Raw genomic sequence first — 23,438 nt, forward strand, 5'->3', positions numbered from 1 at the left:
CCCAGCGCGGACACGAAGGCAGCGACGTCCGCCCTGTCAGCGCGGACGGCAATCGGACCGATGCTGACCTGATCCTGCGCGCTGTCCGGCCCGCTCACATCAGATCCCTCAGGGTCAATCCGCCCGCGCGACGGCGAGGCATGCGTTGACGCCTCCGAAGGCGAAGGAGTTCGAGATGGCGACGCGGATCGGCATTGCGCGCGCCGCATTGGCGACCGGGTCGATGCCGCATTTCGCATCGGCACCGAGCCAGTTGATGGTCGGCGGCGCAATGTTGTCGCGCATCGCCATGATGGTGATCGCCAGCTCGATCGCCCCGCCGGCGCCCAGTGCGTGGCCGTGGATCGGCTTCGTGGACGACACTGCGAGGCGGGGCAGCCGGTCGCCGAACACGCGCTGCAGCGCCTCGGCCTCGGCGATATCGTTGGCGACGGTGCCGGTGCCATGGGCGTTGACATAGTCGATATCGCCGGGCGTCAGCCCGGCGTCGGCGATCGCCTGTTCGATCGCGGACCGAGCGCCATTGGGGTCGGGACGAACGATGTCGAAAGCATCGCTCGACGTGCCATAGCCGACGATCTCGGCCAGCGGTTCGACGTTGCGTCGGCGCGCGGTCTCGAGTTTTTCGATCACCATGATGGCGGCGCCCTCGCCGAGCACCATGCCGTTGCGGCCGGTGGAGAAGGGCCGACAGGCATCCGGGGTCAGCACTCGCAGCAATTCCCAGGTGCGGATATTCAGCGCGGTCATCGACGATTCGCTGCCGCCAACGATCGCCCGCTCCACCGCGCCGGACCGGACCAGCGAGGTACCTACTCCGATCGCCTGGGCCGATGAGGCGCAGGCGCTCGTGATGGTGAAGGTCGGGCCAGTGCAGCCGTAGCGTATGCTCAGGTGCGAGGTGGCGGCGCTGCTCATGATGCGCGGAATGGCCAGCGGATTGAGACGGGACTTCGTCGCGTAGGCGCTGTAGCACTGCTCGTCGATGGTGGTGATGCCGCCGACGCCGGTTCCGAGAATCACGGCGGTCGTCGGCCCTTGGCGCTCCTCGCGCGCAAGGCCTGCCTGGGACAGGGCTTCGTCCGCAGCGACGATGGCAAGCTGCGCGTATCGGTCGCAGAACGGCAGAACCTTGGCCTCGACATAGCTCTCCGGGGCGAAGCATTTGATCTGCGCTGCGAGCTTGATCTGGTTCGAGCCCGGCCGCTCGAACTCGAGCGGTCCCACGGCGCTTTGTCCGTCGCGGGCTGCGCGCCAGAGGGCGTCAATGCCCTTGCCGGTCGCGCAAGCCGCGCCCATGCCGGTGACGACGACGCGAGGGCGCGACACGTCAGCTGCGCTCCACCAGAATGCGGGCTTCGATCTGTTGCACGAATCCGCTCAGGTCCTTGACGTCAGCGATGCCGCCGTCGATCGGCACATAGACGCCGAACTTCTCCTCGATCGCCATCAGGATCATGACGACGTCGATGGATTGGATCTCGAGACTCTCCAGCGTCGCATCGGGGGTCGTCTTGGCCGGGTCGATCTTCCCTTCGCTGACAATGACTTCAAGGATCTGGTCGGCCAGGGAGGCGGCAGGAGCGGCCTTTTCCACATTCGATTGGGTCAATCGTGCCTCCGATTGCGTGCTCGGTTGCGCTGCTTTGTTGCGGCAACTTCAAGTCAGTCTACAATGCTCTTCTCGTAGACTCCATAGGTGTGGGACTGTCGCAATCCGATCCGCGTCAGGGATTGCGCCAGGGGGTTGTTGTCGAGAACCCACCCGGCTATTGCCCGGTCGATGCCCAGCGTCGATCCGCGCTTCCAGAGTTCCTCGACCATGACGGCCGCAATCGCTGCGCGGAGAGCGCTGCTGCGGTATTTCGAGGCCATGCCGAGCAGGACAATTCTGAAGGAACGGTACTTCGCGCGTTTGATGCGGATCAACAGCTTGAGCCAGCCGACGAGGCTCGGGACAGGCCCGAGCCCGGCGGCGGCATCGAACAAGTTGGGAATCGCCAGCATGAATGCTGCAGGCTCGCCATCGACCTCGATGAAGAATCCAGCGTCCGAAAACAGCATCGGCTTGAATTGGGCAGTCAGTGCACGCACATCGGACTGCGTGGTCGGGGTGAAGCCCCAATTGTCCTGCCAACCATCATTGAAGATCTGCCTCGCCAGCTCCATGTCGGCGTCGAGGGCGTCGAGATGAATGTCGCGCGTGGTGATGCCGGCGTGACGTCGCATGGAGGAGAATCGTTCGAAACGCCCCTCGGTGCCGACGTCCATTCTATTGTACTCGAAGCAGAGCAACTCTCGGACGAGCGCGTATCCGGCGTCGCGAACGCGACCATCGAGATAGCCGGGATGCCATGGGAACAGCGTCATCGGCGGCTCCTGTTGCCCTTCCAGGAGGAGGCCAGATTCGCCATTGATCGACAGCAGGAACGGTCCCCGAGCCACCTTGCGCCGCTGCCGACGCAGCCAAGCCTCCGCGGCCACGAACAGCGCGTTGACGACGTCGCCGTCGTCGATCGCGTCGAGACACCCGAACAGTCCGATGTCGGCCGCTTCCGGCCCGGTGGCAGCGTGATCGATCTGGGCCGAGATGCGTCCCTGCGGCCGACCATTCCGCATGGCGATCCAATAGGCTGCCTGCCCATGCGTGAAGAATGAGTTGTGCCGGGGATCAAGCATCTGCCGCCGTTCGTAGTCGAGCGGAGCGACGAAACCCGGCATCCCGTTGTAGATCACTCGCGGCAGGACGATGAAATCGTGTAATTGCGCGCGGGTGTGGACCTGCTCGATCGTCAGCGGCGACGAGGTCGTGCGGCGATGCACCACCGCAGAAGAGGAGCGGCTGTTCTCGCCGGTTGCGGTCATGTGCGGTCTCGGGGCAAGGCAGCGGGATGGGGGCTGCCGTGGCGGTCGGGCCCTTCGGCCCCACCGCCGAGGAACCAAAGCCACTGGGCCGCGGTTCGAGCCGTATTGTAATGCGCGCGCATCTGGGCATGTCCCTGACGCGCAATGCGATCCAGCCGCACATCATCGTTCCAGATCTGCCGAATCGCGTCGCGCCATTGATCCGCGGTCTGCGCCGACGGCATGCCGCAGATCTCGCTGAAGGCGACAACATCCGGCGACCGGGCGTCGCCGATGGCCGGACATCCCCGGGCGAACAGACCACGCATGCGGCCGGCAGACTTGAGATAGGAATCGGGAACTGACGGCCGCGCCGGGACGATGCCCAGCCGGGCCTGGGCTGCCAGCGCGCACAGCGCTTTGGGCGACCAGGCGGCGTAGCGGACTGGCAGAGCACCCCACCGTTCGCTCCGCTCCGGAAGGTTCGTGAGGATGACCAGTTCGGCATCGGTGTCGCGGCCGAGCGAAGCGAGCGCGTCCTTCAGGGCGACGAGACCATCGAGGCTTTCCCGCGTACCATGCCACAACAAGAGTGGCGGTCGTTGCGAGGGTGCCGCAGCGTCGAGCGCGGCGCCGCCGCTTTCGATGAGATCGACCGTTTCGGTCTCCTCGATGAACCAGGTGCGGGAATGGGCAGTCCCTAAGAACGATGCGAATACCGGAGAGGAAACCGAGACGACATGAGCGAAGCGGTCGAGATTCGCCCAGACCCGGTCCGCGTCGTCGGGCTGCAGCAGGACGGTACGATGCGGTGAGCACAGGCCACGCGGCGGGACGGCCTTGAGGCAGAGCAGCCAATCCACCGGCGCGGTGGGGAGGCCTCCGGCATCGATCTGCCAAGGCAGACCGAGAGCTGCGACTTGACGGCGCAACTCCGGTACGACCCGATCGACATGGATGGCGGTGCTGGGCCACGGATTGGGTGTCCAGAAGTGAATGCGGAGTGGCGCGCGGCGCGGGTCGGGCGGCGGTTCCTCCGGGACAGCCACGAACCGGCCCTTTGTCCGTCCGCCGTGATGCGCCGCCAGCATGTGCCGGAAGCGAAGCTTGGCCGGCAGAAGCGGCGCCCAGCGGGGCAATGTGTTGTCCCAGATCAAGAAAGAATACCGGTACGAATTGTATTCAACGATTCCGTCGTTCTTCTCTACCGTTCTTCGCCCCGGATTGATAGATATCGGACATCTTCAAGGTTGCAATTGCCAGGGCCTGCTCGTTGATGTTTGATGGCATGGCCTTCGTCCGCAGTCTGCGCAGATGCCATCACTCGCCATCAAAGTCGAGAACGTCTCCAAAGCCTATACGGTCTGGTCGTCGCCGGCGGCGCGCCTACATGGGCCGATGCTCGGGCGGCTTGGCCAACTGCCGTTCCTGCCGGCCGCGGTGCGAGACACCTGCGAGCGATTGTCGCATGGCGCCGTGCGCAACTACTACGCCCTGCATGACGTCTCGCTCGAGGTGCGGCGCGGCGCCAGTGTCGGCATCATCGGCCGCAATGGTTCAGGCAAGAGCACGCTCTTGCAGCTGCTCGCTGGGACGCTGACGCCGAGCCAGGGCGAGATCGCCGTCGTCGGCAGCATTGCCGCCATGCTCGAGCTTGGCAGCGGCTTCGATCCGGACTTTTCGGGGCGTGAGAATGTCTATCTGAATGCGGCCATCCGCGGTATGAGCCGGCGGCAAACCGACGCGAAATTCGACGAAATCGCCGCGTTTGCGGACATCGGCGACTTCATCGACCAACCGACCAAGACCTATTCCAGCGGCATGACCGTCCGTTTGGCGTTCGCCACCTCCGCCTGTCTCAAGCCGGAGGTGCTGCTGGTTGATGAGGCGCTGAGCGTCGGCGACATCTTCTTCCAGCAGAAGTGCATCCGCCACATGAGGGAGGCGATGGCTGATGTCACCAAGGTCTTCGTCACGCACGACCTCCAGGCGATCCGCAGCGTGACCGAATACGCCTATGTGCTCGACCGCGGCGAAATCGTCTTCGCCGGAAGCTCCAGGGATGCAGTCGATTTCTACATCAGGATGTCGCACCGCGTCTCCGACGGACGCGACCGTTCCGTGGCGGACGCCGGCTCCGCAGCGCTGGGCAGACGCTCCGCGCCGGGCGCGGACATGGACGCGAATAGGTTCGAGCGGCTGCCATGGATTGATCTCAAATCGTCGCAATTGAGCGGGGCGGGGGACGTTCTGATCAGGCGGGTCGCCGTCACCAAACCTGATCTTGCTCCGGCCGGTACGGTTCAGGCGGGGGACCGGATCAGCGTCGATCTGTTGCTGGGGTGCGCCGCAACGAAGACGCACGTGATCGTCGGCTATCTGCTCTGCGACCGTCACGGCAATCAAATCTGCGGCGAGAACAGTTGTAGCCTCGCCCGCGGCGTCGTCGCACTCGATCCCGGCGAACACCTGGTGCGGCTCGAATTTGTCTGGCCGGAAATCCAGCCGGGCGACTACACCCTTACGGTCGGCATTGGGGAGGGCACGGATCCGCTGCGGCACGTCGTCCAATGCTGGGCTCATAGCGTCGTCAAGCTCAACGCCATCAGTCCTGGTCTGGCGATCCACGGCATCTTCAACAACCCGATAACGAAGCTCGACATCGTGCCGTTTGGCGATTCCACGGCCTGGCCAGCCCCCGGTTCGGCAGCGCCTCCATCAATCCGGTGCGGCGTATGATCGAGCCCGAGCATTCCGCCGACTTGTCGCAGCAACCAGCCTGGGTCGTCAGCGAACCAGCTTACGAGTCGGATGTCCTGAACCCGCAGCTCGCGATATCCCCCTGGCAGGGGCACCGCGACTTCGCGTATGATCTTGTCGGCTTTTCGCGGCCGCGCCTGATCGTCGAACTCGGCGTTCACTACGGCTGCTCCTATTTTGCCTTCTGCCAGGCGGTCAAAGATCGCGATCTGCCGAGCCGGGTCGTCGGCATCGATACGTGGGAAGGCGACGAGCACTGCGGCCACTACGGCGGCGAAGTGTACGAGACGGCAGCGAAGACGATGGCTGGCTCGTTCGCCGATGATCGCTTTGTGCTGCATCGCGCCCGCTTCGATCAGGCGACGGAAGCGTTCGACGACGATTCAATCGATCTGCTGCATATCGACGGCCTGCACACCTATGATGCGGTTCGCAGCGATTTCACCACCTGGTTGCCAAAGCTTGCCCCGGACGGAATCGTCCTGATGCATGATATCGCGCCGTCATCAGGCTACGAGTCCGCCCGTTTCTGGGCAGAGATCAAGCAGCGCCATCCGCACTTCGAATTCCTGAACCGGTGGGGGCTCGGCATCCTCTTTCCCAAGGGCGAACGCTGGTACCGCGCCGGGCTCGCGGAAGGCGTGCCGGACAAGATCCGCGGCTATCTCTATCGCGGCGAATGGCTCGTCGATCGCTACCGCGCCGCCATCGACTTGCAATGGCAGAGGGAGCAGACCGACCGCTGGTGGCAGGAAAGCGAGAGATTCAAACAGCGCGTCGGCGAACTGGAAAGACGGCAGCCTTCTGGCTGGTTGCGCGCGATCGGCCTCGTTCGTCGCTCCGACGGTGATTGACGGGATGGATTGGGGATATCGGCAGATGGATGACACTGTTGCGGTGATCACGCGGACCAGGAACCGTCCGTTGCTGTTGCCGCGCGCCCTGGACAGCGTGTTGGACCAGAGCTTCGAGAATTGGATTCACGTCGTGGTCAACGACGGCGGCGATCCTGCCACGGTCGACGGACTGATCGCCCAGCGCACGGGCCGCTATGCAGGTCGTTGCCACGTCATCCACAATAATACATCGCGCGGCATGGAAGCCGCGTCAAATCAAGGCGTTGAAGCGTCATCCAGCCGCTATATCGTTATTCACGACGATGATGACGCATGGCGACCGGACTTCCTCAGTAAGACTGTGGCCTATATGGAGGCGAATGCGACGTTTCCGAAACTGGCCGGCGTGATCACCCACACGGAGAGAGTCGTCGAGTCCATCAGGGAGGACCGGATCGAGACCGTGCAACGACACGATTTCAATTCCTGGGTGAAGGGGGTGCATTTGTTTCGCATGTTGGCGCAAAACATGTTCCCGCCGATCTCGTTCCTGTTCAGGAGAGATGCGCTGGTGAAGATCGGCCCGTTTCGGGAGGATCTTCCAGTTCTGGGTGACTGGGAATTTAATGTCCGATTCCTGCAATCCTTCGAGATCGGAGTGCTGTGCGAATGCCTGGCCTATTATCACCATCGTTTGCCGGCAGGCGCGGTCGAATACAGCAATTCGGTCGTCGATCAGAGCCACCAGCATGAGAACTACAGCGTCTTCCTCCGCAACGAATGGCTTCGTCAGGAACTGAATAGCGGCCGCACCGGGATCGGCACCCTGGCCAATATTTCGTGGCAGATGTTTCTATTGGAGGCGTGGCTTCGAAAGCGGCGCCAGGACAAGGGCTTTCTTCATCGCGTCTTTCGCCGGAAAAAATACGATTGAGCATGCAAAGCGACATGGACGCGGAACTCCAATCCAGACTTGATGACGCCGACGTCGTTTCATTCGACGTCTTCGATACGTCGATTCTTCGCGCGTTGGCGGAGCCCGATGATCTCTTTCTGTTGATGGAGCCGGCTGTGCGCCGCAGGCTCGGCGCAGATTCAATACAGTTCGCGAGGGCGCGGCGCGATGCGGAGCGGTTGGCGCGCGAACGCGCCTGGCAAAGCCATCGTGCCCGGGAAGTCACGTTGGACGAAATCTACGGCACCCTTTCCGAGTCCCTGGCTATCGATTCGGAGTTAGCTAAGGCTGTTGCTCAAATGGAGATCGAGGCGGAGCTCGACGTCTGCCGGCGCAATCCGTTCATTCATGATGCCTATCGCTGGTGCCGCGATCGCGGCAAGCGAATCGCCTTCATCTCCGATTCGTACCTTCCGGAGCGCGTGATCGCCGATCTGCTGCGGAATGCGGGCTACGACGGCCATGAAGCCTTGCTGGTTTCGTCGGTCTCGAAGAAGACGAAGTCAACCGGCGAGCTCCATGCCGAAGCGCGAGCGCGCCTGCCCGGTGAAGGTCAGCGCTGGCTCCACATCGGCGACAACATCCGCGCGGATATCGAGATGGGACGGAAGCATGGAATGTCGACCTGGCATTACCGGCGCTGCATGGACGCGTATATGAGCTCTCACCGCGCCTCGAAGGTGTGGAAGACATCGGAGCCTGTATCTGCGGCAAGGTCGGTCGCGCAGGGGCTGATCGCCAACCGGATCACCCATGCAAGGCGGGACGCCGTGCCGGTCTCGCGCGAGGAGAGCTTTTGGGAGGATTTCGGCTATGCAACGGCCGGTCCGCTGTTTGTCGGCTTCACGGAATGGTTGATTGAGCAGGCTAAGGCGCGCCGCTTGGACGCCCTGTATTTCCTGGCCCGTGAAGGGCTCGTGATGCAGCAGGTCTATGACAAGCTGGCCGCCGCGACAGATGGAGCGGTCAAAGAGACGCACTATCTTTATGGTTCGAGGCGTGCGCTTAACGTGGCGGCGATCAAGGACCTCAATGAGGATGTCATCCGGTTTCTGTCGGGCGGGACATCGGTGCTTACAGCGGCGCAATTCATCGAGCGCGCTGGCGTCGACTGGCGCAAACATCAGGGAGCTTTCGGTGCGGCTGGATTTAGCGGCCCCGACCACGAGGTCAAGACGGAAGCGGACTATGGGCGCCTGCGGCAATTGTTCCTCGGGCTTGCAGGACCGATCTGCGAGAACGCGCGCGAGGAACGTGAGGTTCTGCTGGACTATTTGAGCGCTTCCGGTCTGGTGGGGGGCCGCCGCGTTGGCCTGATCGACGTCGGGTGGCATGGTACGATGCAGCGGTCGATCACCGATATGCTGCGCGAGAGGGGGGATTGCCCGGAGATTACCGGACTCTACCTCGGCACATATGGGTTCGCGCACGAGATCGTTCTGCCCGACGAGAAATATCCCCACGACGCCTATCTTTTCCGGCGGGGCGAACCGGACGACTACCGGCGCTTGATCTGGGAGGGGGTCGAAGTCGTCGAATTGTTGTTTTCGGCGACGGAGGGCACGATCGTTCGTATGGAGCGCGACGCCGACGGCAACTATTTTCCCGTTAGGGCGTCCACCGATCTCGAGCCCTACAGGGTCGAGAGTATCGTGCGCATGCAACAAGGGGCGATGCAATTCGTCGACGACTATCTGGCGCTGAAGGTCCGGTTTCCGGACCTCGCCTTGTCCAGGGACGCGGCGGCGGCGCAATTGAAGCGCTTCCTGCAGTATCCGACCGAAGCCGAGGCGCGTCATGTCGGCGATATTCCGCACGGAGAAGGATTCGGTGCCGTATACGCAAGACGACTGCTGGCCTATCCGCACAGTCTGCGGATGCTGGCGCGACCGCAGTCGTTCCGATGGGTGCTCCGGCACGATTATTGGCACGCCGGCCGCAATCGTCGGGGCTCACCGGTGCAGCGCGCGGTCTATTGGCTTCTGACCCGGTAATCCCGCGGACGTCGACGCCGGCGCGGCCAACACGCCGGCGACGCCCTCCGCCTTGGTCCCATGGTCATCGCCCACAGTCCGCGCTCGTTCCATCAGCGCGAGATCGCGCGACGTCAACCCAAGGATCAGGAAGAACAGGATCACGCCCGCATATCCGAACCGATAATCCGGCACGACGATGAGGGGAAGCAGCATGACCTGATAGGCGATAGCCACGACCAGATAGACCATCCACTCCGGTCGACGCCGATGCAGCTTCAGCCGCACTATGGCCGCCAGAAGGACGACGGCTCCGATCATCGGCAGCCAATGGCTGGAGAGCCATTGAGGCGCGGCATCGAGATAGGCATTCACCATTCCGTTCGCCTTCGGCCAAAAGAGGTGAATACGAGGATTTGAATCGATGCCGGGATGGTACGTCCAATGCCCGCGCAGGTACTCGCGCACGATGACGCTGCGGGTGTCGAGATATGCGAGCGGATAGGCCACAACGGCGCTCTCCCAGCGGCGACGCAGTTCTGCCAAGTCGTCGCCGACGACGAACCGCACCATTTCGCTTTCGGGATTCGCCCATGCGATCGGAGACAGGCTGTCGCTCCAGTAGTGCCGCTGCAGCACAGCAAGATCGTTGGCGGGAAAGCTCGCGGGAGTCAGCAAGAGCTGATCGGTCCGGATCGAAATGCCGGCGAGGTCGAACAGAAAGATCCCGCCCTCGGCATGCCGGGCTTCAGGCTTGACGACTTTTGCGACGAACAGGCCTAGCGCGGCGGCGGTGAGGAGCAAGACCCCGGCGAAGCGGACGGCGGGGAGCAATTTTCGTCCGGCCAGGACGTACTCGCCCCAAATGAACAGCGGCAGCAGGAGAACGGTCTCCGGGCGTATCGATGGCGCGAGCGCAATCAGGGCTGCGCGCGTATGGACGAGCCTGGCTGGCGCGGCCGCTGAGGACATCGCGAAGGTCGCGACGAATAGCGCGGCCACCCAGGTGTCCTTCGAGACCGCAACGAGGTGGTTGAGTACGGGGGGGGACAACGCGAATCCGAACGCGGCCAGCAACGCCGCCGGCGACGAAAGGCCATTGGCGCGTAAGGTGAGGACGACCGCATAAACGATCGCAAAGACGATCAGCGTGGTATGCCCCGCGACCAGGGACGGAGAGGCGCCGATCGTTCTCCACAGCCAGGCCACGAGAGGAGCGTGCCAGTCGTGAAAGCGGTCGCCGAGTGCCTGGCCATACAGGTCGAGCGCATCGGCATTCATCCGTCCGGGAAACGAGGGCAACGCGATCAGCGCTGATCCGACGAAGGTCAAGAGCGCCAGAGCCCAAGGCGGAAAGCGATCCTGATGCTCGGTCGTCATGAGCGCTGTGCCTGAGAAGGATGCGGAATCGTCGCTGTCGGCTTGCGAAATTCAGCTATTTGCTTGCACTCGTTTGGCGCTACTGTCAAACTTGTTGATACTTATGGTTTTGTAGCGGGGGCGACGTAACATGGCGGCCGTGCAGCAATCGCGAGATCATTTTTCCTGGCCGCAACTGCTGTTGCCGTGGGAAATCGTGCGCAGACTGGTCGCGCACGGCACGCTGCTTCGGCAGTTTACCTTGCGGGATATTCTGGCGCGCTACCGCGGCTCGTATCTGGGCGTTGTCTGGTCGCTGTTGCGGCCGCTGGGGATGCTGACTGTTTATGTGGTCGTCTTCGGCTTCATCCTGCAGCCGCAACTCGGCGGTGGCACGGGCAAGCTGGACTTCGTGCTCTCGATGTTCTGCGGGCTGATCCTATTCGATTTCTTCGCCGAGGCGGTCGGACGCTCGCCCGCTCTGGTCGTCTCGAAACCTAACTTCGTCACCAAGGTGGTTTTCCCGCTGGAGATTCTGTCGCTGTCGGCCGTGGCGGCCGCGCTCGTGCAGATGATCGTCAGCTTCGTCCCATTCTTCTGTGGCGTCCTGCTGGCGCACGGTACGGTTCCGGCCACGGCGACGCTGCTTCCGCTCGTGGTCGCGCCGTTGATCTGCTTTGCATTGGGCTTTAGCTGGCTGCTGTCCAGTCTCGGCGTGTTTGTCAGGGATCTCAACGCGATGGTGCCATTGTTGCTGACAGTGCTCATGTTTGCCAGCGCGATCTTCTATTCACTGAGCAGCGTCCCCTCGGAATTCCGATGGCTGTTCGATCTCAATCCGATTGCCGCGCTGGTCGATGATGCGCGCAAGGTCGCCGTGCTGGGGCTTGCGCCGGAATGGGGGAGGCTGGGCGCGATGTTCGCCGCTGGCGTCGTTGTCGCTGTCGCTGGCTATGCTTTCTTCATGCGCACGAAGCGCGGCTTCGCCGACGTGGTCTGACGGTCTGCGGACGCGATGAACAGCACAACGTGCGCTTCGGCCGGGGCGATGAAGGCGCCCACACCGTTCCGATTGGCAATTCTGTTCGACGATGCCGACGCGGCATCGCTGGCGCGAGCCGCCACCTTGCGCGACGGTTTCGATCCCACTTGGTTTGCGCCGGAACTCTGGCCGGCCGGAGTCACGCGGTTCTCCGGCCTGATGCGGCTGGCTTGGCAGTTGCGTAGCCGTCGGCCCGCGGCTCTCTACGCGCCGTCGTCGCGCGGTGCGAACTGGGGCGCCGTTTTGGGCGTCCTGTTCGGCATTCCCGTCGTGACGGACAGTCCCCAACCCGGCATTGCGCGCCTCGTGCGGCTGGTTCGCGGCCGCTATGCCGCTGTGGGCTTGGAGGCAGCGGCGTCTTCAGCCAAGACATCTTCTGCCAAGACGTTGGCACTGCCAGCCATCGAGGGCGTCGAGCATGTCCTGCGCGGGGTCCTGCAGATGGGATCGTCGTGGACGACGACGGGCGACGGGCGGCTGCCGATCGAGTTGGCGCTGGGCACCAGGAACGGCGGATCGGCGATGGCCGATCGGATCGAAGAGCGTGGCGTCAGTCGTCCCGACCGGTCGGTGCGCCTCGTCGGCCGGCCGACCTTGACGGTGTTCCTCCCCGAGCGGCGGATCGCGACCGGAACGGCGATCGTCATCTGTCCGGGCGGCGGCTATGCCGGCGTCACCATCGACAAGGAAGGTCATGACGTCGCGCGCTGGCTGGCGGCGCGGGGCATCGCCGGCCTTGTCCTGAAATACCGGCTGCCGCAATCGGATCGGGCGGACACCGCCCTGCCGTTGCCGATGGCCGATCTCGACGAAGCGCTGGCGGTAGCGCGCGCCCATGCGACGGTGTGGGGGATCCGCTCCGATCGGATCGGCGCCATGGGCTTCTCGGCCGGCGGGCATATGGTGGCATGGGCCTCGCGGTCGGCAGGATCGCCGGCCTTTGCCATCCTGGTCTACCCCGTAATCTCAATGGATCGAGCTATTACCCATGCTGGATCACGCGAGGCCCTGCTCGGGAAGTCTCCATCCGATGCCGTGGCCGGACGTTACTCGTTTGAGCGGGCCGTCACGCCAGGCGTCTGTCCGACATTTGTCGTTCACGCTCGGGACGACACCGTCGCCAAGCCAGGGAATAGCTTCGTCTATCTTGAGGCGCTGCGCGGGGCGGCCGTGCCTGTGGAGGCCATGATCTGTGATCACGGCGGCCATGGCTTTGGCCTCGGAATTCATGGCGGCGAGGTCGCAAACTGGCCGGATCGTTGCCTTGAGTGGATCGCTACGACGACTGCAGCACGTTGGAGGCCGTCACCCGAATGAGCGGGACTCGAGCAAGCCGGTCGACCACAACGATAACCCATGGTATCGACCGAAAGGTGTCGTGTCGATATTTGATCGCATTGGTTGAGGTTGCGAGGCGGGAAGGTTGCGGCTGAAGAAAGCGAGTTCTTGCATGGGTGCTGGGCGGCGGATTCTTGTTACGGGCGGAGCCGGATACATCGGGTCACATTGTTGCAAGGCAGTTAAGGAAGCTGGATTTGAGCCTGTCTGCTACGACAACCTTGCAATCGGCCATCGATCGTTTGTGAACTGGGGACCTCTTGTTACGGGGGACATCCTGGACGAGCGGAGCCTCGTTGCAGCGTTGAGGGAGTTTGAGATCCAGGCCGTTCTTCATTTGGCGGCATCGAGCCTGGTGGGTGAGTCTGTATCGCATCCTCACATCTATTATCGTAACAACGTGGTCGGCACGCTGACGCTGCTCGACTCCATGCGCAAGGCCGGATGCTCCAACATTGTTTTTTCGAGCACCGGCGCAGTCTATGGCGAAGTACCTCTGATGCCCATCAGAGAAGCCCAAGCAGGGCATGCCGTAAATCCATACGGCAGATCGAAATGGATGGCCGAGCAGATCATCGGGGACTTCGAGGCTTCATATGGGTTCAACGCGATTCGGTTGCGCTATTTCAATGCTTGCGGGGCAGATGATTGCGGGCTCATCGGCGAACTTCGGGACCCCGAAACTCATCTGATTCCGCGGGCGCTGATGGTCATTCAGGGACACCTGGATGAGTTCGCCGTCTACGGGGATGATTACGATACTCCCGATGGATCGGCAGTCCGGGACTACATTCATGTCAGCGATTTGGCAGATGCGCATGTGAGGGCGATCCATGCCTTGATGAGAAACGAAAGGAAAATTGTCGGACGAGCGTTCAATCTCGGAACCGGCAAGGGTTATTCGGTCAAAGAGGTGTTGCACGCCATTGAGCGGGAAACCGGTTCTGCGCCGCCCACAACGATGAAGGATCGTCGCCCCGGTGACCCCTCCACGTTGGTGGCGGACCCCACAGCTGCCAACGACGATCTCCAGTTCCGCCCATTGCGATCGGACCTGCATACGATCATCAGGTCAGCCTGGGCATGGCATACGAAGGCGCATCCTCGCCGGGTCCGCGAGCTTTGACCAAGGGGAGCCGCCGTGCGTCCTTCTTTCCGGCTGCCGGCCATGTCAAAGTCGCGAACGACGCGGCCCACCGGCGAGATCGGCCAGCAGATCTCGAGCATCCAGTCCGCCACCCAGCAATCGGTCGGTGCCATCCGCGAGATCGGCATCACGATCGAGAAGCTGCAGGAGATTTCGTCGACGATCGCATCGGCCGTGGAGCAGCAGGGCGCTGTCACGCAGGATATCTCGCGCAATGTCCAGCACGCGGCGGCGGGAACGCAGCTGGTCTCGGCCAGCATTGCGGATGTACAGCGTGGCGCAGTTGATGCCGGAACCGCCACATCCCAGGTTCTGTCCGCCGGGTACCAGGGCTAGAATCTGCGCCAAATTCAGAATTGGCGTTGATTTACAGCGGACGCCCGTAGCTTTTGATCCCGCCATTCGGAGGTTCGATCCCTCCCGCCCCAGCCAGGTCGAGCGCCCGACAGGCAGGGCTGGATATCGCCCGTGGGACAATGTCGCCGGTACGTCCGATGTTTCGGGTGCCTGCGACGGCAAAATTCCGGAAGTCCAGACAAACCGCGCGCTGTGCCTTGACCGCCCGCCGCGTGATGGTTCACAAATCGTAGCAAACTGAAGGACATGCAGGCGCCCCATGCTGCGCCGCGCCGCTGGCACGATTGCTGCTTAGTGAGCCGCCAAACGAGCGCCAGCTCCAGAACAACAGATGCGAGGGGACGTCCGGATGCCAGCCCACAGCCCATCCCTCACCTGAGACCCGGCGACAGGCGATTCCGCCTGCGCAGCTTCGCGGGTCCGCCCCCCGGCCCGGCTCGCGTCCGGACGCATGACGTTGCTCCGGCATGCAATGGAGCCGGCGCGGAAGCGGGTCATAGGCAGACCAGAGAGATAGACCGAGTAAGATCAGGGAGAGAAGATACGATGTCTGCAACCACCACAGCGGCCGCGGCACCACCGCAGAAGCCGTTCTACCGGGTCCTCTATGTGCAGGTCCTGTTCGCGATCGTGCTCGGTGTCATCGTCGGCTGGCTCTGGCCCGAGCTCGGCAAGAACGAATGGATCAAGGCGCTGGGCGACGGCTTCGTCAAGCTGATCAAGATGGTGATCGCGCCGGTCATCTTCTGCACCGTCGTGTCGGGAATCGCGCACGTCTCCGAGGTGAAGAAGGTCGGGCGCGTTGCCGTCAAGGCGCTGATCTATTTCGAGATCGTCTCGACCTTCGCGCTTGCGCTCGGGCTCATCGTCGGCAATTTCATTCAGCCGGGGGCAGGGTTCCAGGGCCAGAGCAACGCCGGCACCGCCGCCGTCGCCAACTACGCCAAGCAGGCGAGCGAGATGAAGTCGGTCGACTTCGTGCTTCACATCATCCCGGACACGGTGGTCGGAGCGTTCGCGCAGGGCGATATCCTGCAGGTGCTGCTGTTCTCGATCCTGTTCGGCATCGCCCTGATGACGCTCGGTGAGCGCGGCCATACGATGCGCGCCTTCATCGACGACGCCGCGCACGCGATCTTCGGCGTCATCGCCCTCGTGGTGAAGGCCGCTCCGATCGGTGCCTTCGGCGCCATGGCCTTCACCATCGGTCGCTACGGGCCGCAGGCGCTCGGCAACCTCGCCGGCCTGATCGCGACCTTCTATCTCACGTCACTCGCTTTCGTCGTGATCGTGCTCGGCATCATCGCCCGCATCGCCGGATTCTCGATCTTCAAGTTCCTCAAATACATCAAGGACGAGCTGCTGATCGTGCTCGGCACCTCGTCATCCGAGAGCGCGCTGCCGCAGATGATGGAGAAGCTGGAGCGGCTCGGCTGTTCCAAGCCGGTCGTCGGCCTGGTGGTTCCGACCGGCTACTCGTTCAATCTCGACGGCACCAACATCTACATGACGCTGGCGACGCTGTTCATCGCGCAGGCGATGAACGTTCACCTCTCCTTCGGCGAGCAGATCACGATCCTGCTGGTCGCGATGCTGACCTCGAAGGGCGCCTCGGGCATCACCGGCGCCGGCTTCATCACCCTGGCCGGAACGCTTGCGGCCGTGCGGCCGGAGCTCGTTCCGGGCATGGCGATCGTGCTCGGCATCGACAAGTTCATGAGCGAGTGCCGCGCACTGACCAATCTGTGCGGCAACGGCGTCGCCTGCGTGATCGTGGCGTGGTGGGAAGGCGAGCTCGATCGCGACAAGCTGCGCATCGCGCTCGATCGCGATATCGATCCGGCCGATGTCGAAGTCGCAGTCACGACGGGATAGGCCTGCGGTCGCGGTGGGCGCTGCTGTCGCATTCCAGCGTCGGTAGCGCCGGCCGCGGCCCTGCCCAATCGCGATGCCGCCAACATCTCGGATAATCTGCTAAGGTGGCGGCAGGCAGGGGTTTACCGTGGAGGCATCCTGCCTGGTGCCGCAAGGCCGGCATGGTCTGACCATCGCGACGATACGGCGTATCGTGAACATGGTCGCGCTGGCTGGGGCGGCGGTGCCGAAGCGATGACGCAGCCGGAGTGACATCGCAGTCATTCCGTCGCGCCGCGGTCACCCTCGGGGAGATTGGATGATGGCCGTTGCGCAGTCTGGTGTTCCTCGCATCGTGATCGTCGGCGGCGGCGCCGGCGGCTTGGAGCTCGCGACCCGTCTCGGAGACAGATACGGCCGCAAGGGCAAGCTCGACGTCACGCTGGTCGAGCGCAACCGCACCCATGTCTGGAAGCCGAAGCTGCACGAGATCGCGGCCGGCAGCATGGACATCTCCGCGCACGAGGTCGACTATCTCGCCCAGGCCTATTGGCACGGCTTCCACTACCGCATCGGCGACATGATCGGGCTCGATCGCGACAAGCGCGAGGTGCTGGTGGCGCCCTACCTCGACGCCGAGGGGCGCGAGGTCACGCCGCAGCGGACCATCCTCTATGACGTGCTCGTCATTTCCATCGGCAGCCAGAACAACGATTTCGGCACGCCGGGCGTGGTCGATCACGCCATCAAGCTGGAGTCGCAGCGCGACGCCAGGCGCTTCCACGAGCGCATGGTCAACGCCTGCATCCGCGTCCATTCGCAGTCGTCGCCGATCGCCGCGCATCAGCTCAAGGTCGCGATCATCGGGGCGGGGGCCACGGGGGTCGAGTTGGCCGCGGAGCTGCATCGGACGACGCGGGAGGTGGTGGCTTATGGTCTCGACCAGGTCGACGCCGAGAAGGACATCAGGATCACGCTGATCGAGGCCGCGGGCCGGGTGTTGCCGGCATTGCCTGAGCGGGTCTCGCGCGAGACCGAGAAGCTGCTCGCAAAGCTCGGCGTCGAGGTCCTGGTTGGCGCCAAGGTCGCCGAGGTCGGCGCCGACAAGGTCAGCCTTGTCGACGGCCGTGTCATCCCGGCCGAGTTGATCGTCTGGGCCGCGGGCGTCAAGGCGCCCGACTTCCTGAAGGACATTGCGGGCCTGGAGACCAACCGCATCAACCAGCTCGTGGTCAGGCAGACCCTGCAGACCACGCGCGACGAACGCGTCTTCGCGATCGGCGACTGTTCGGCCTGCTCCTGGGACGAGCGCGGCAACGTGCCGCCGCGGGCGCAGGCGGCGCATCAGCAGGCGTCGCATCTCTACAAGCAGATTCCGCGCTTCGTCAGAGGCGAGCCGCTGGCGGACTACCGCTATCACGATTTCGGCTCGCTGGTGTCACTCGGCGAGTTCAGCACGGTCGGCTCGATGATGGGCGCGCTGGTCGGCGGCAATCTGGTGTTCGAAGGCCTGTTCGCGCGGATGATGTATCTGTCGCTCTACAAGATGCACGAATACGCGCTGCACGGGCTCGCGAAGGTGTCGCTGGACACGCTGGCGCGCCTGATCACCCGCCGCACCGAGCCGCACGTCAAGCTGCACTGACGAGGGCGCCTTGGCGTCGGCCCGGCCGATTTTGTTGTCGCCTATTGCCCGGCAAGACCTTAGACTTGCAGCACAATTACGGATACGGCAGCCGCGGCCCGGTACACGGGCCTGGGAAGTGATGGGCCTGGAACGTGATGGGCCTGGAAAAGGGAATGACGGACCTTCCATTCCGGATCGGCCTCGAGGGACATCCCGACGTCACCGCGGTGGTCCGCAGGCGCGTGGGCTGGGTCGCTCGCGGAGTGATGGCGGCTGCGCTGGTCGGCGTCGCGGCATGGCTCGGCTATGCCATTGCCTTTTCCCGCGGGCTCGATCAGCGGCACGCCGCGGCCCAGCAGCGGCTGGCGGTCGAGGCCGCGCAGCTCGACGGCTACCTCTCGCGCTTCGAATATCTGCCCTCGCTGCTGGAGACCTCGCCCGATGTCTTCCGGCTGCTCGGCACGCCGGACGATCGCGCGCTGCAGCAGAGCGTCAGCCTGCATCTGAAGTCGATCAATCTGCTGGCCGGCGCCGACAACCTCTATGTCCTCACCGTCGCCGGTGATGCGATCGCCGCCGCCGACTTCGATCAGCCGGGAACGCCGGTCGGCAGCAACCTGTCCTACCGCCCCTATATGCGCCAGGCGCTGGCGACCGGCCGCGGCGTGTTCTTCGGCATCGGCATCACCAGCGCGCGCGCCGGCTATTACCTGTCCTATGCCGTCAAGCAAGAGGGACGGACGATCGGTGTCGCCGTCGTCAAGGTCAATCTCGATGCCTTCGAGCGCGAATGGCGCAACCGCGGTGCCGACATGCTGCTGGTCGACGCCCGCGGCGTCACCATTCTCGCCTCGCGCGAGGAATGGCGTTTCCGCCCGTTGACGCCGCTCTCGGCCGACGCGCTCGAGGAGATCGCGACGTCCAAGCCCTATGGCAGCTCCAGCCTCGCGCCGCTCGGCTGGAGCTTCACGGAGAGGACCGATCGCGGCGGCCAGGTCGCGACCGAGCGCGGCGCGGTCTACAGCGTCGACGAGCGTCCGCTCAACGGGCGGCAATGGCAGCTGCTGCTGCTCGACGACGAGGCGCCGATCCGGCGGACGGCCTTGATCATCGGCACGCTCTCGGGTCTCGCCAGCATCGTGGCGCTGCTGGCGTTCGGCCTGCTGGCGCAGCGACGCCGCGAGATCCGGCAGCGGCTGGCGAGCCAGGCCGCGCTGCAGGCCGCCAATGACAGGCTGGAAATGCGGGTGCAGGAGCGCACCGCCGAATTGCGCGCCGCGCAGGACGAACTCGTCCATGCCGGCAAGCTCGCCGTGCTCGGCCAGATGTCGGCCGGCATGGTGCACGAGATCAACCAGCCGCTGGCGGCGCTGCAGACCGCCTCCGACAATGCCGTGCAATTCATCGATCGCGGCATGATCGGCGACGCCCGCGGCAATCTCATCCGCATCGGCGAGTTGGTCCGCCGTCTGGCGCGCCTGACCGGCCAGCTGCGCGTGTTCGCCTACAAATCGAACGCGCCGCTCGACGCCGTCTCGGTCGAGCAGGCGCAGTCCGAGACGCTCAAGATCCTCGGCGCGCGGGTGAAGGACGGCAATGTCGACGTCACCATAGATCTCGCGCCCGAGCTTCATGTCAGGGCCGATCAGATCCGGCTCGAGCAACTGCTCTGCAACATCATCGCCAACGCGCTCGATGCCGTCGAGGGCGCGGCGCGGAAGTCCATCCACATCCGCGCCGTGCGTGAGGAGGGCCAGTGCCGCATCACCATCGCCAACAGCGGCCCGGCGATCGCCGCCGATGTCCTGCCGCGCCTGTTCGAGCCCTTCGTGACGACCAAGCCGGCCGGCAAGGGTCTCGGACTTGGGCTCGTGATCGCCAATCACATCGCGCGGTCGTTCGGCGGCGAGCTGCGGGCGCGGAATCTCGAACCGTCCGGCGCCGAGTTCATTGTGCTGCTGCCGCTTGCCGATTGAAGAGGTTCCCGCATGACTCCTGAGCAACCGGTCGGCGTGATCTATGTCGAGGACGACGAGGATGTCCGCATCGGCGCCGTCCAGGCGCTGCAGCTCGCCGGGCTCTCGGTCACGCCGTTCGCCTCCGCCGAAGCCGCAGGCACGACCGTTCGCGCCGACATGCCGTTCGTGGTGGTCTCCGACGTGCGGCTGCGTGGCAAGAGCGGCACCGAGTGGCTGTCCGAGCTGCACCGGCTCGATCCGGACCTGCCGGTCATCCTGGTCACCGGACACGGCGATATCTCGATGGCCGTGGAAGCGATGCGCAGCGGCGCCTATGACTTCATCGAGAAGCCGTGCTCGTCGGAGCAGCTCGTCTCCGTCGTTCGCCGCGCGCTCGACAAGCGCCGCCTGACGCTCGAAGTCCGCGCGCTGCGCTCGGCGCTCGCCGACCGCCAGGGCATCGAGGCGAGCCTGCTCGGGCGTTCGCCGCAGATCCAGGAGGTGCGCCGCCTGGTCTCGACCCTGGCCTCGACCAATGTCGACGTGACGATCTATGGCGAGACCGGCACCGGCAAGGACGTCGTCGCCCGCTGCCTGCACGCTCACAGCGCCAGGCGCGGCGGCAACTATGTCGCGGTGAATTGCGGCGGCCTGCCGGAGTCGCTGGTCGAGAGCGAATTGTTCGGCCACGAGGCCGGCGCCTTCACCGGCGCGACCAAGCAGCGGATCGGCAAGATCGAATATGCCCATGGCGGCACGCTGTTCCTCGACGAAATCGAGAGCATGCCGCTCAGCGTGCAGGTGAAGCTGCTGCGGGCGTTGCAGGACCGCTCGGTCGAGCGCGTCGGCTCCAACAAGCCTGTGGCGGTGGATTGCCGCGTGGTGGCGGCCAGCAAGGCCAATCTGTTCGAGCTCAGCGAGCAGAAGCTGTTCCGCGCCGATCTGTATTATCGTCTCGGCGTCGCGTTCATCGAGCTGCCTCCGTTGCGCGAACGCCGCGAGGACATCCCGATCCTGTTCGAGCACTTCACCCTCGAGGCTGCCAAGCGGTTCGAGCGCGACGCGCCGATCGTGAACGAGCAGACCATGTCGCTGCTGCTCGGCTACTCATGGCCGGGCAACGTGCGCGAGCTGCGCAACGTCGCCGACCGCTTCGTGCTCGGTGTGCTCGACCGCAAGGTCCTCGACCGCTCGGGCGCCGCGGCCTCGGAGCTGTCGCTGCCACGGCAGCTGGAGAACATCGAGCGCTCGATCATCGAGGATGCGTTGCGCCGCAAGCTCGGCGACGTGCCGGCGACTGCGGCGCTGCTGAGCATTCCGAAGCAGACGCTTTACGACAAGATCAAACGGCTGGCCGTGAAGGTCGACGGCGTCCGCGAGGGCGCGCCGCTGCGGCCGCAGTCCTGACCGTGGCTGGTCCTGCGGCGGCAGGAGGGCATCTGTTCCATGCCGGCGATCAGGAACGAATGCTGGACACCGCTTGTTGAAAGATCATGACAGGCAGAGACACCCGCGACCTGCGCTCCGGCGCCTACGACCCCGTCAGCAAGGACGGTCTGCCGCAGTCGCACCAGGTCAAGGACAAAACGACGCCCCGCCAGCAGGAGCAGTGGGGCGCCGACGTGCGGGCCGAGCCGTTGCCCGGCACCGAGCCGGTGCTTCCGGAAGGGCTCATGCGCGAGCGGCGTGGTCCGCTCAATCGCAATACTGGTCGCCGCGACACTGACTAGTGCGCGGCGACCCAGCGCGCCTATTTCGCCGCGATCACCATGATCTCGACGGTGTATTGCGGCGCAGCCAGCTTGGCTTCGACCGTGGCGCGCGCCGGGGTGTTGCCGGCCGAGACCCAGCCATCCCACACGGCGTTCATTTCGCCGAAGGTCTTGATGTCGGTGAGGTAGATCGTCGCGGACAACAGCTTCGACTTGTCGGTGCCGGCCTTGGCGAGGTGGCCGTCGATGATCGAGAGAATCTCCTCGGTCTGCTTGGTGACGCTTTCACCGGCCGTCTTCTGCGCGACGACTCCCGCGAGATAGACGGTATTGCCGTGAACCACGACCTGGCTCATGCGCGGGCCAATTTCGAAACGCTGGATCGACATCGAAGAACTCCTCAAAAGGTCAATTCGGGGCTTCTCCCTAGCGCGTGCGACGCGGCGACGCCAGTCGGCTGAACGGCCACTTTCGCCAGCTTGGAGCATGCGACCTTGCGTTGTCGACCGCGCCGCGGCACACGGACCGCGGGGCGTTTCACGATGACCCGGCCTTGTCGCGCTGCAAAGCGGGCTTGCCCATGGGGCAGGCAAAGGCGGGGCGTTTTCCGCGCTTGCACAGATATTTGAGACATGAAACATTCTCCGCGAGGTTCCTTTTTGAAATGGCGGAGGGGCGTGATGCGGAAACGGTTGATGCTGGCGGCACTCGCGGCGATGGCTTTGGTGACGAGCGCGGGGCCGACATTCGCACAGCAGACGATCCGCGTCGGCTGGACCATCCCGGCGGAAGAATCCAAATACTGGATGATGAAGCGGCCGACCGAATTTCCGGATCTCGGCAAGACCTACAACATCGAATGGACCCAGTTCCAGGGAACGGCACCGATGACGCAGGCGCTCGCCGCCGGCGCGCTCGACTGTGCCACGCAAGCGCCGCTGTCACTGGCGAACGGCGTCGTCGGCGGCGGCCTCAAGGCCTACATCGTCGCCCAGCACGTTTATGAGAAGCCGGGCGGCTTCTCGGTCTACTGGGCGGTCAAGGACGATTCCCCGATCAAGACCATCGCCGATCTCAAGGGCAAGACGGTCGGCATTTCCGTGATCGGCGGCGGCACGCAAGGGCCGTTCAACATGTTGCTGAAGCAGGCCGGGCTCGATCCGGCCAAGGACATCAAGCTTGTCGAAGTCGGCTTCGCGGTGTCGGAAGATGCGCTGCGCCAGGGCCGTGTCGACGCCGTCAACATGAATCAACCCTTTGCCGCGCGCGCCGAGGCCAAGGGCGGCACCCGCAAGCTGTTCTCGCTGTCCGAGGCGATGCCGAACATCGTCCACATCCTCGAGGCCTGTCGCGCCGATTTCGTCGACAAGAACCCGGAGCTGGTGAAGGCCTATGTCCGCGACATCACCGCCGGCATGAAGAAGGCGCTCGCCAATCGCGACGAGACCTTGAAGGTGGTGTCGGAGGTCATGAAGGCGCCGGTCGCCGTGATCGACACCTATCTGCTGAAGGACAATGATTTCGGCCGCGATCCGGTCGCCGCGCCGAACTTCCCGGCGATCCAGAAGATGCTCGACATCTACGCCGAGACCGGCATGCTGCCGAAGCTCGACGTCGCCCAGTTCAAGCATCCCACGATCGTCGCGCCGATCCAGTAGGCGGCTTCACGCGGAGCC

19 protein-coding genes and 1 pseudogene are annotated in these 23,438 nt (G+C 64.1%); 14 read left to right on the top strand and 6 right to left on the bottom strand.

All coding sequences use genetic code 11. From position 1 onward, the window contains the following. Positions 1–114: 114 nt before the first annotated feature. The 4 genes from QX132_RS28820 to QX132_RS28835 form a co-directional block, all read right to left on the bottom strand. Positions 115–1,329, bottom strand: coding sequence for a beta-ketoacyl-[acyl-carrier-protein] synthase family protein (locus QX132_RS28820; RefSeq protein ID WP_316163470.1), 1,215 nt, complete (start codon positions 1,327–1,329; stop codon positions 115–117). Position 1,330: 1 nt separating this feature from the next. Further along, positions 1,331–1,597 carry an acyl carrier protein gene (locus QX132_RS28825; RefSeq protein WP_315741085.1) on the bottom strand — a complete coding sequence of 89 codons (267 nt, stop codon included), beginning with the start codon at positions 1,595–1,597 and terminating at the stop codon, positions 1,331–1,333. A 68-nt stretch (positions 1,598–1,665) separates the two neighbouring features. Beyond that, positions 1,666–2,865 carry a hypothetical protein gene (locus QX132_RS28830; RefSeq protein WP_316163471.1) on the bottom strand — a complete coding sequence of 400 codons (1,200 nt, stop codon included), beginning with the start codon at positions 2,863–2,865 and terminating at the stop codon, positions 1,666–1,668. Beyond that, positions 2,862–4,001: a glycosyltransferase gene (locus QX132_RS28835; protein WP_316163472.1), complete on the bottom strand. Its 1,140-nt coding sequence runs from the start codon at positions 3,999–4,001 to the stop codon at positions 2,862–2,864. The genes QX132_RS28830 and QX132_RS28835 overlap by 4 nt, the downstream gene beginning before the upstream one ends. A gap of 319 nt (positions 4,002–4,320) precedes the next feature. Here QX132_RS28835 and QX132_RS28840 point away from each other — a divergent pair, with 319 nt between their 5' ends. Genes QX132_RS28840 through QX132_RS28855 form a run of 4 tightly spaced genes read left to right on the top strand, consistent with a single transcriptional unit; the run spans position 4,321 to position 9,389 of the window. Beyond that, positions 4,321–5,583, top strand: a complete 1,263-nt coding sequence (locus tag QX132_RS28840; protein ID WP_316163473.1) for an ABC transporter ATP-binding protein — start codon at positions 4,321–4,323, stop codon at positions 5,581–5,583. After that, positions 5,580–6,458: a class I SAM-dependent methyltransferase gene (locus QX132_RS28845; protein WP_316163474.1), complete on the top strand. Its 879-nt coding sequence runs from the start codon at positions 5,580–5,582 to the stop codon at positions 6,456–6,458. The genes QX132_RS28840 and QX132_RS28845 overlap by 4 nt, the downstream gene beginning before the upstream one ends. Positions 6,459–6,483: 25 nt before the next feature. Next, a complete protein-coding gene (locus QX132_RS28850; RefSeq protein ID WP_316163475.1) occupies positions 6,484–7,374 on the top strand; it encodes a glycosyltransferase family 2 protein in 891 nt (296 codons plus the stop codon). A gap of 2 nt (positions 7,375–7,376) precedes the next feature. Further along, a complete protein-coding gene (locus QX132_RS28855) occupies positions 7,377–9,389 on the top strand; it encodes a hypothetical protein (protein ID WP_316163476.1) in 2,013 nt (670 codons plus the stop codon). On the opposite strand, the gene QX132_RS28860 is transcribed toward QX132_RS28855, so the two are convergent. Then, complete coding sequence (locus tag QX132_RS28860; protein WP_316163477.1) at positions 9,348–10,748, bottom strand: hypothetical protein; 1,401 nt, start codon at positions 10,746–10,748, stop codon at positions 9,348–9,350. The two genes, QX132_RS28855 and QX132_RS28860, sit on opposite strands and share 42 nt — an antisense overlap. Before the next feature lie 130 nt (positions 10,749–10,878). On the opposite strand from QX132_RS28860, the gene QX132_RS28865 reads away from it, so the two are divergent. From QX132_RS28865 to QX132_RS28905, 9 genes and pseudogenes are all read left to right on the top strand, one after another. Next, complete coding sequence (locus QX132_RS28865) at positions 10,879–11,727, top strand: ABC transporter permease (RefSeq protein WP_316163478.1); 849 nt, start codon at positions 10,879–10,881, stop codon at positions 11,725–11,727. Positions 11,728–11,853: 126 nt separating this feature from the next. Continuing rightward, positions 11,854–13,086: an alpha/beta hydrolase gene (locus QX132_RS28870; RefSeq protein ID WP_316163479.1), complete on the top strand. Its 1,233-nt coding sequence runs from the start codon at positions 11,854–11,856 to the stop codon at positions 13,084–13,086. Between the two features lie 133 nt (positions 13,087–13,219). Further along, positions 13,220–14,233, top strand: coding sequence for a UDP-glucose 4-epimerase GalE (gene galE / locus QX132_RS28875; protein WP_316163480.1), 1,014 nt, complete (start codon positions 13,220–13,222; stop codon positions 14,231–14,233). A gap of 3 nt (positions 14,234–14,236) precedes the next feature. Continuing rightward, positions 14,237–14,575 (top strand): annotated as a pseudogene (locus tag QX132_RS28880) (methyl-accepting chemotaxis protein); the annotation flags it as partial. A gap of 582 nt (positions 14,576–15,157) precedes the next feature. Further along, a complete protein-coding gene (locus QX132_RS28885; protein ID WP_315741096.1) occupies positions 15,158–16,486 on the top strand; it encodes a dicarboxylate/amino acid:cation symporter in 1,329 nt (442 codons plus the stop codon). Between the two features lie 301 nt (positions 16,487–16,787). Next, positions 16,788–18,110 (top strand): NAD(P)/FAD-dependent oxidoreductase, encoded by a 1,323-nt coding sequence (locus QX132_RS28890; RefSeq protein WP_315776314.1) that lies wholly within the window; start codon positions 16,788–16,790, stop codon positions 18,108–18,110. 155 nt (positions 18,111–18,265) lie between these two features. Then, entirely contained in the window at positions 18,266–20,068 is a 1,803-nt protein-coding gene (locus tag QX132_RS28895) for an ATP-binding protein (RefSeq protein WP_316163481.1), read from the top strand. A gap of 12 nt (positions 20,069–20,080) precedes the next feature. After that, complete coding sequence (locus tag QX132_RS28900) at positions 20,081–21,457, top strand: sigma-54 dependent transcriptional regulator (protein WP_316163482.1); 1,377 nt, start codon at positions 20,081–20,083, stop codon at positions 21,455–21,457. Positions 21,458–21,543: 86 nt separating this feature from the next. Continuing rightward, complete coding sequence (locus QX132_RS28905) at positions 21,544–21,780, top strand: hypothetical protein (RefSeq protein ID WP_315741100.1); 237 nt, start codon at positions 21,544–21,546, stop codon at positions 21,778–21,780. 20 nt (positions 21,781–21,800) lie between these two features. On the opposite strand, the gene QX132_RS28910 is transcribed toward QX132_RS28905, so the two are convergent. Beyond that, positions 21,801–22,151, bottom strand: coding sequence for a RidA family protein (locus tag QX132_RS28910; RefSeq protein ID WP_315741101.1), 351 nt, complete (start codon positions 22,149–22,151; stop codon positions 21,801–21,803). 291 nt (positions 22,152–22,442) lie between these two features. Between QX132_RS28910 and QX132_RS28915 the strand changes: the two genes are divergently transcribed. Next, positions 22,443–23,420, top strand: coding sequence for an ABC transporter substrate-binding protein (locus tag QX132_RS28915; RefSeq protein ID WP_315741102.1), 978 nt, complete (start codon positions 22,443–22,445; stop codon positions 23,418–23,420). Positions 23,421–23,438: the final 18 nt, after the last annotated feature.

The sequence above is a fragment of the Bradyrhizobium sp. SZCCHNRI20481 genome (genome assembly GCF_032485055.1).
Lineage (GTDB): Bacteria > Pseudomonadota > Alphaproteobacteria > Rhizobiales > Xanthobacteraceae > Bradyrhizobium.

Excerpts from the sequence above, each read along its gene's own strand:
- QX132_RS28830 (WP_316163471.1), bottom strand. The coding sequence starts at position 2,865 with ATGACCGCAACCGGCGAGAACAGCCGCTCCTCTTCTGCGGTGGTGCAT.
- QX132_RS28845 (WP_316163474.1), top strand. The coding sequence starts at position 5,580 with ATGATCGAGCCCGAGCATTCCGCCGACTTGTCGCAGCAACCAGCCTGG.
- QX132_RS28850 (WP_316163475.1), top strand. The coding sequence starts at position 6,484 with ATGGATGACACTGTTGCGGTGATCACGCGGACCAGGAACCGTCCGTTG.
- QX132_RS28855 (WP_316163476.1), top strand. The coding sequence starts at position 7,377 with ATGCAAAGCGACATGGACGCGGAACTCCAATCCAGACTTGATGACGCC.
- QX132_RS28860 (WP_316163477.1), bottom strand. The coding sequence starts at position 10,748 with ATGACGACCGAGCATCAGGATCGCTTTCCGCCTTGGGCTCTGGCGCTC.
- QX132_RS28865 (WP_316163478.1), top strand. The coding sequence starts at position 10,879 with ATGGCGGCCGTGCAGCAATCGCGAGATCATTTTTCCTGGCCGCAACTG.
- galE (WP_316163480.1), top strand. The coding sequence starts at position 13,220 with ATGGGTGCTGGGCGGCGGATTCTTGTTACGGGCGGAGCCGGATACATC.
- QX132_RS28885 (WP_315741096.1), top strand. The coding sequence starts at position 15,158 with ATGTCTGCAACCACCACAGCGGCCGCGGCACCACCGCAGAAGCCGTTC.
- QX132_RS28890 (WP_315776314.1), top strand. The coding sequence starts at position 16,788 with ATGGCCGTTGCGCAGTCTGGTGTTCCTCGCATCGTGATCGTCGGCGGC.
- QX132_RS28895 (WP_316163481.1), top strand. The coding sequence starts at position 18,266 with ATGACGGACCTTCCATTCCGGATCGGCCTCGAGGGACATCCCGACGTC.
- QX132_RS28900 (WP_316163482.1), top strand. The coding sequence starts at position 20,081 with ATGACTCCTGAGCAACCGGTCGGCGTGATCTATGTCGAGGACGACGAG.
- QX132_RS28905 (WP_315741100.1), top strand. The coding sequence starts at position 21,544 with ATGACAGGCAGAGACACCCGCGACCTGCGCTCCGGCGCCTACGACCCC.
- QX132_RS28910 (WP_315741101.1), bottom strand. The coding sequence starts at position 22,151 with ATGTCGATCCAGCGTTTCGAAATTGGCCCGCGCATGAGCCAGGTCGTG.
- QX132_RS28915 (WP_315741102.1), top strand. The coding sequence starts at position 22,443 with ATGCGGAAACGGTTGATGCTGGCGGCACTCGCGGCGATGGCTTTGGTG.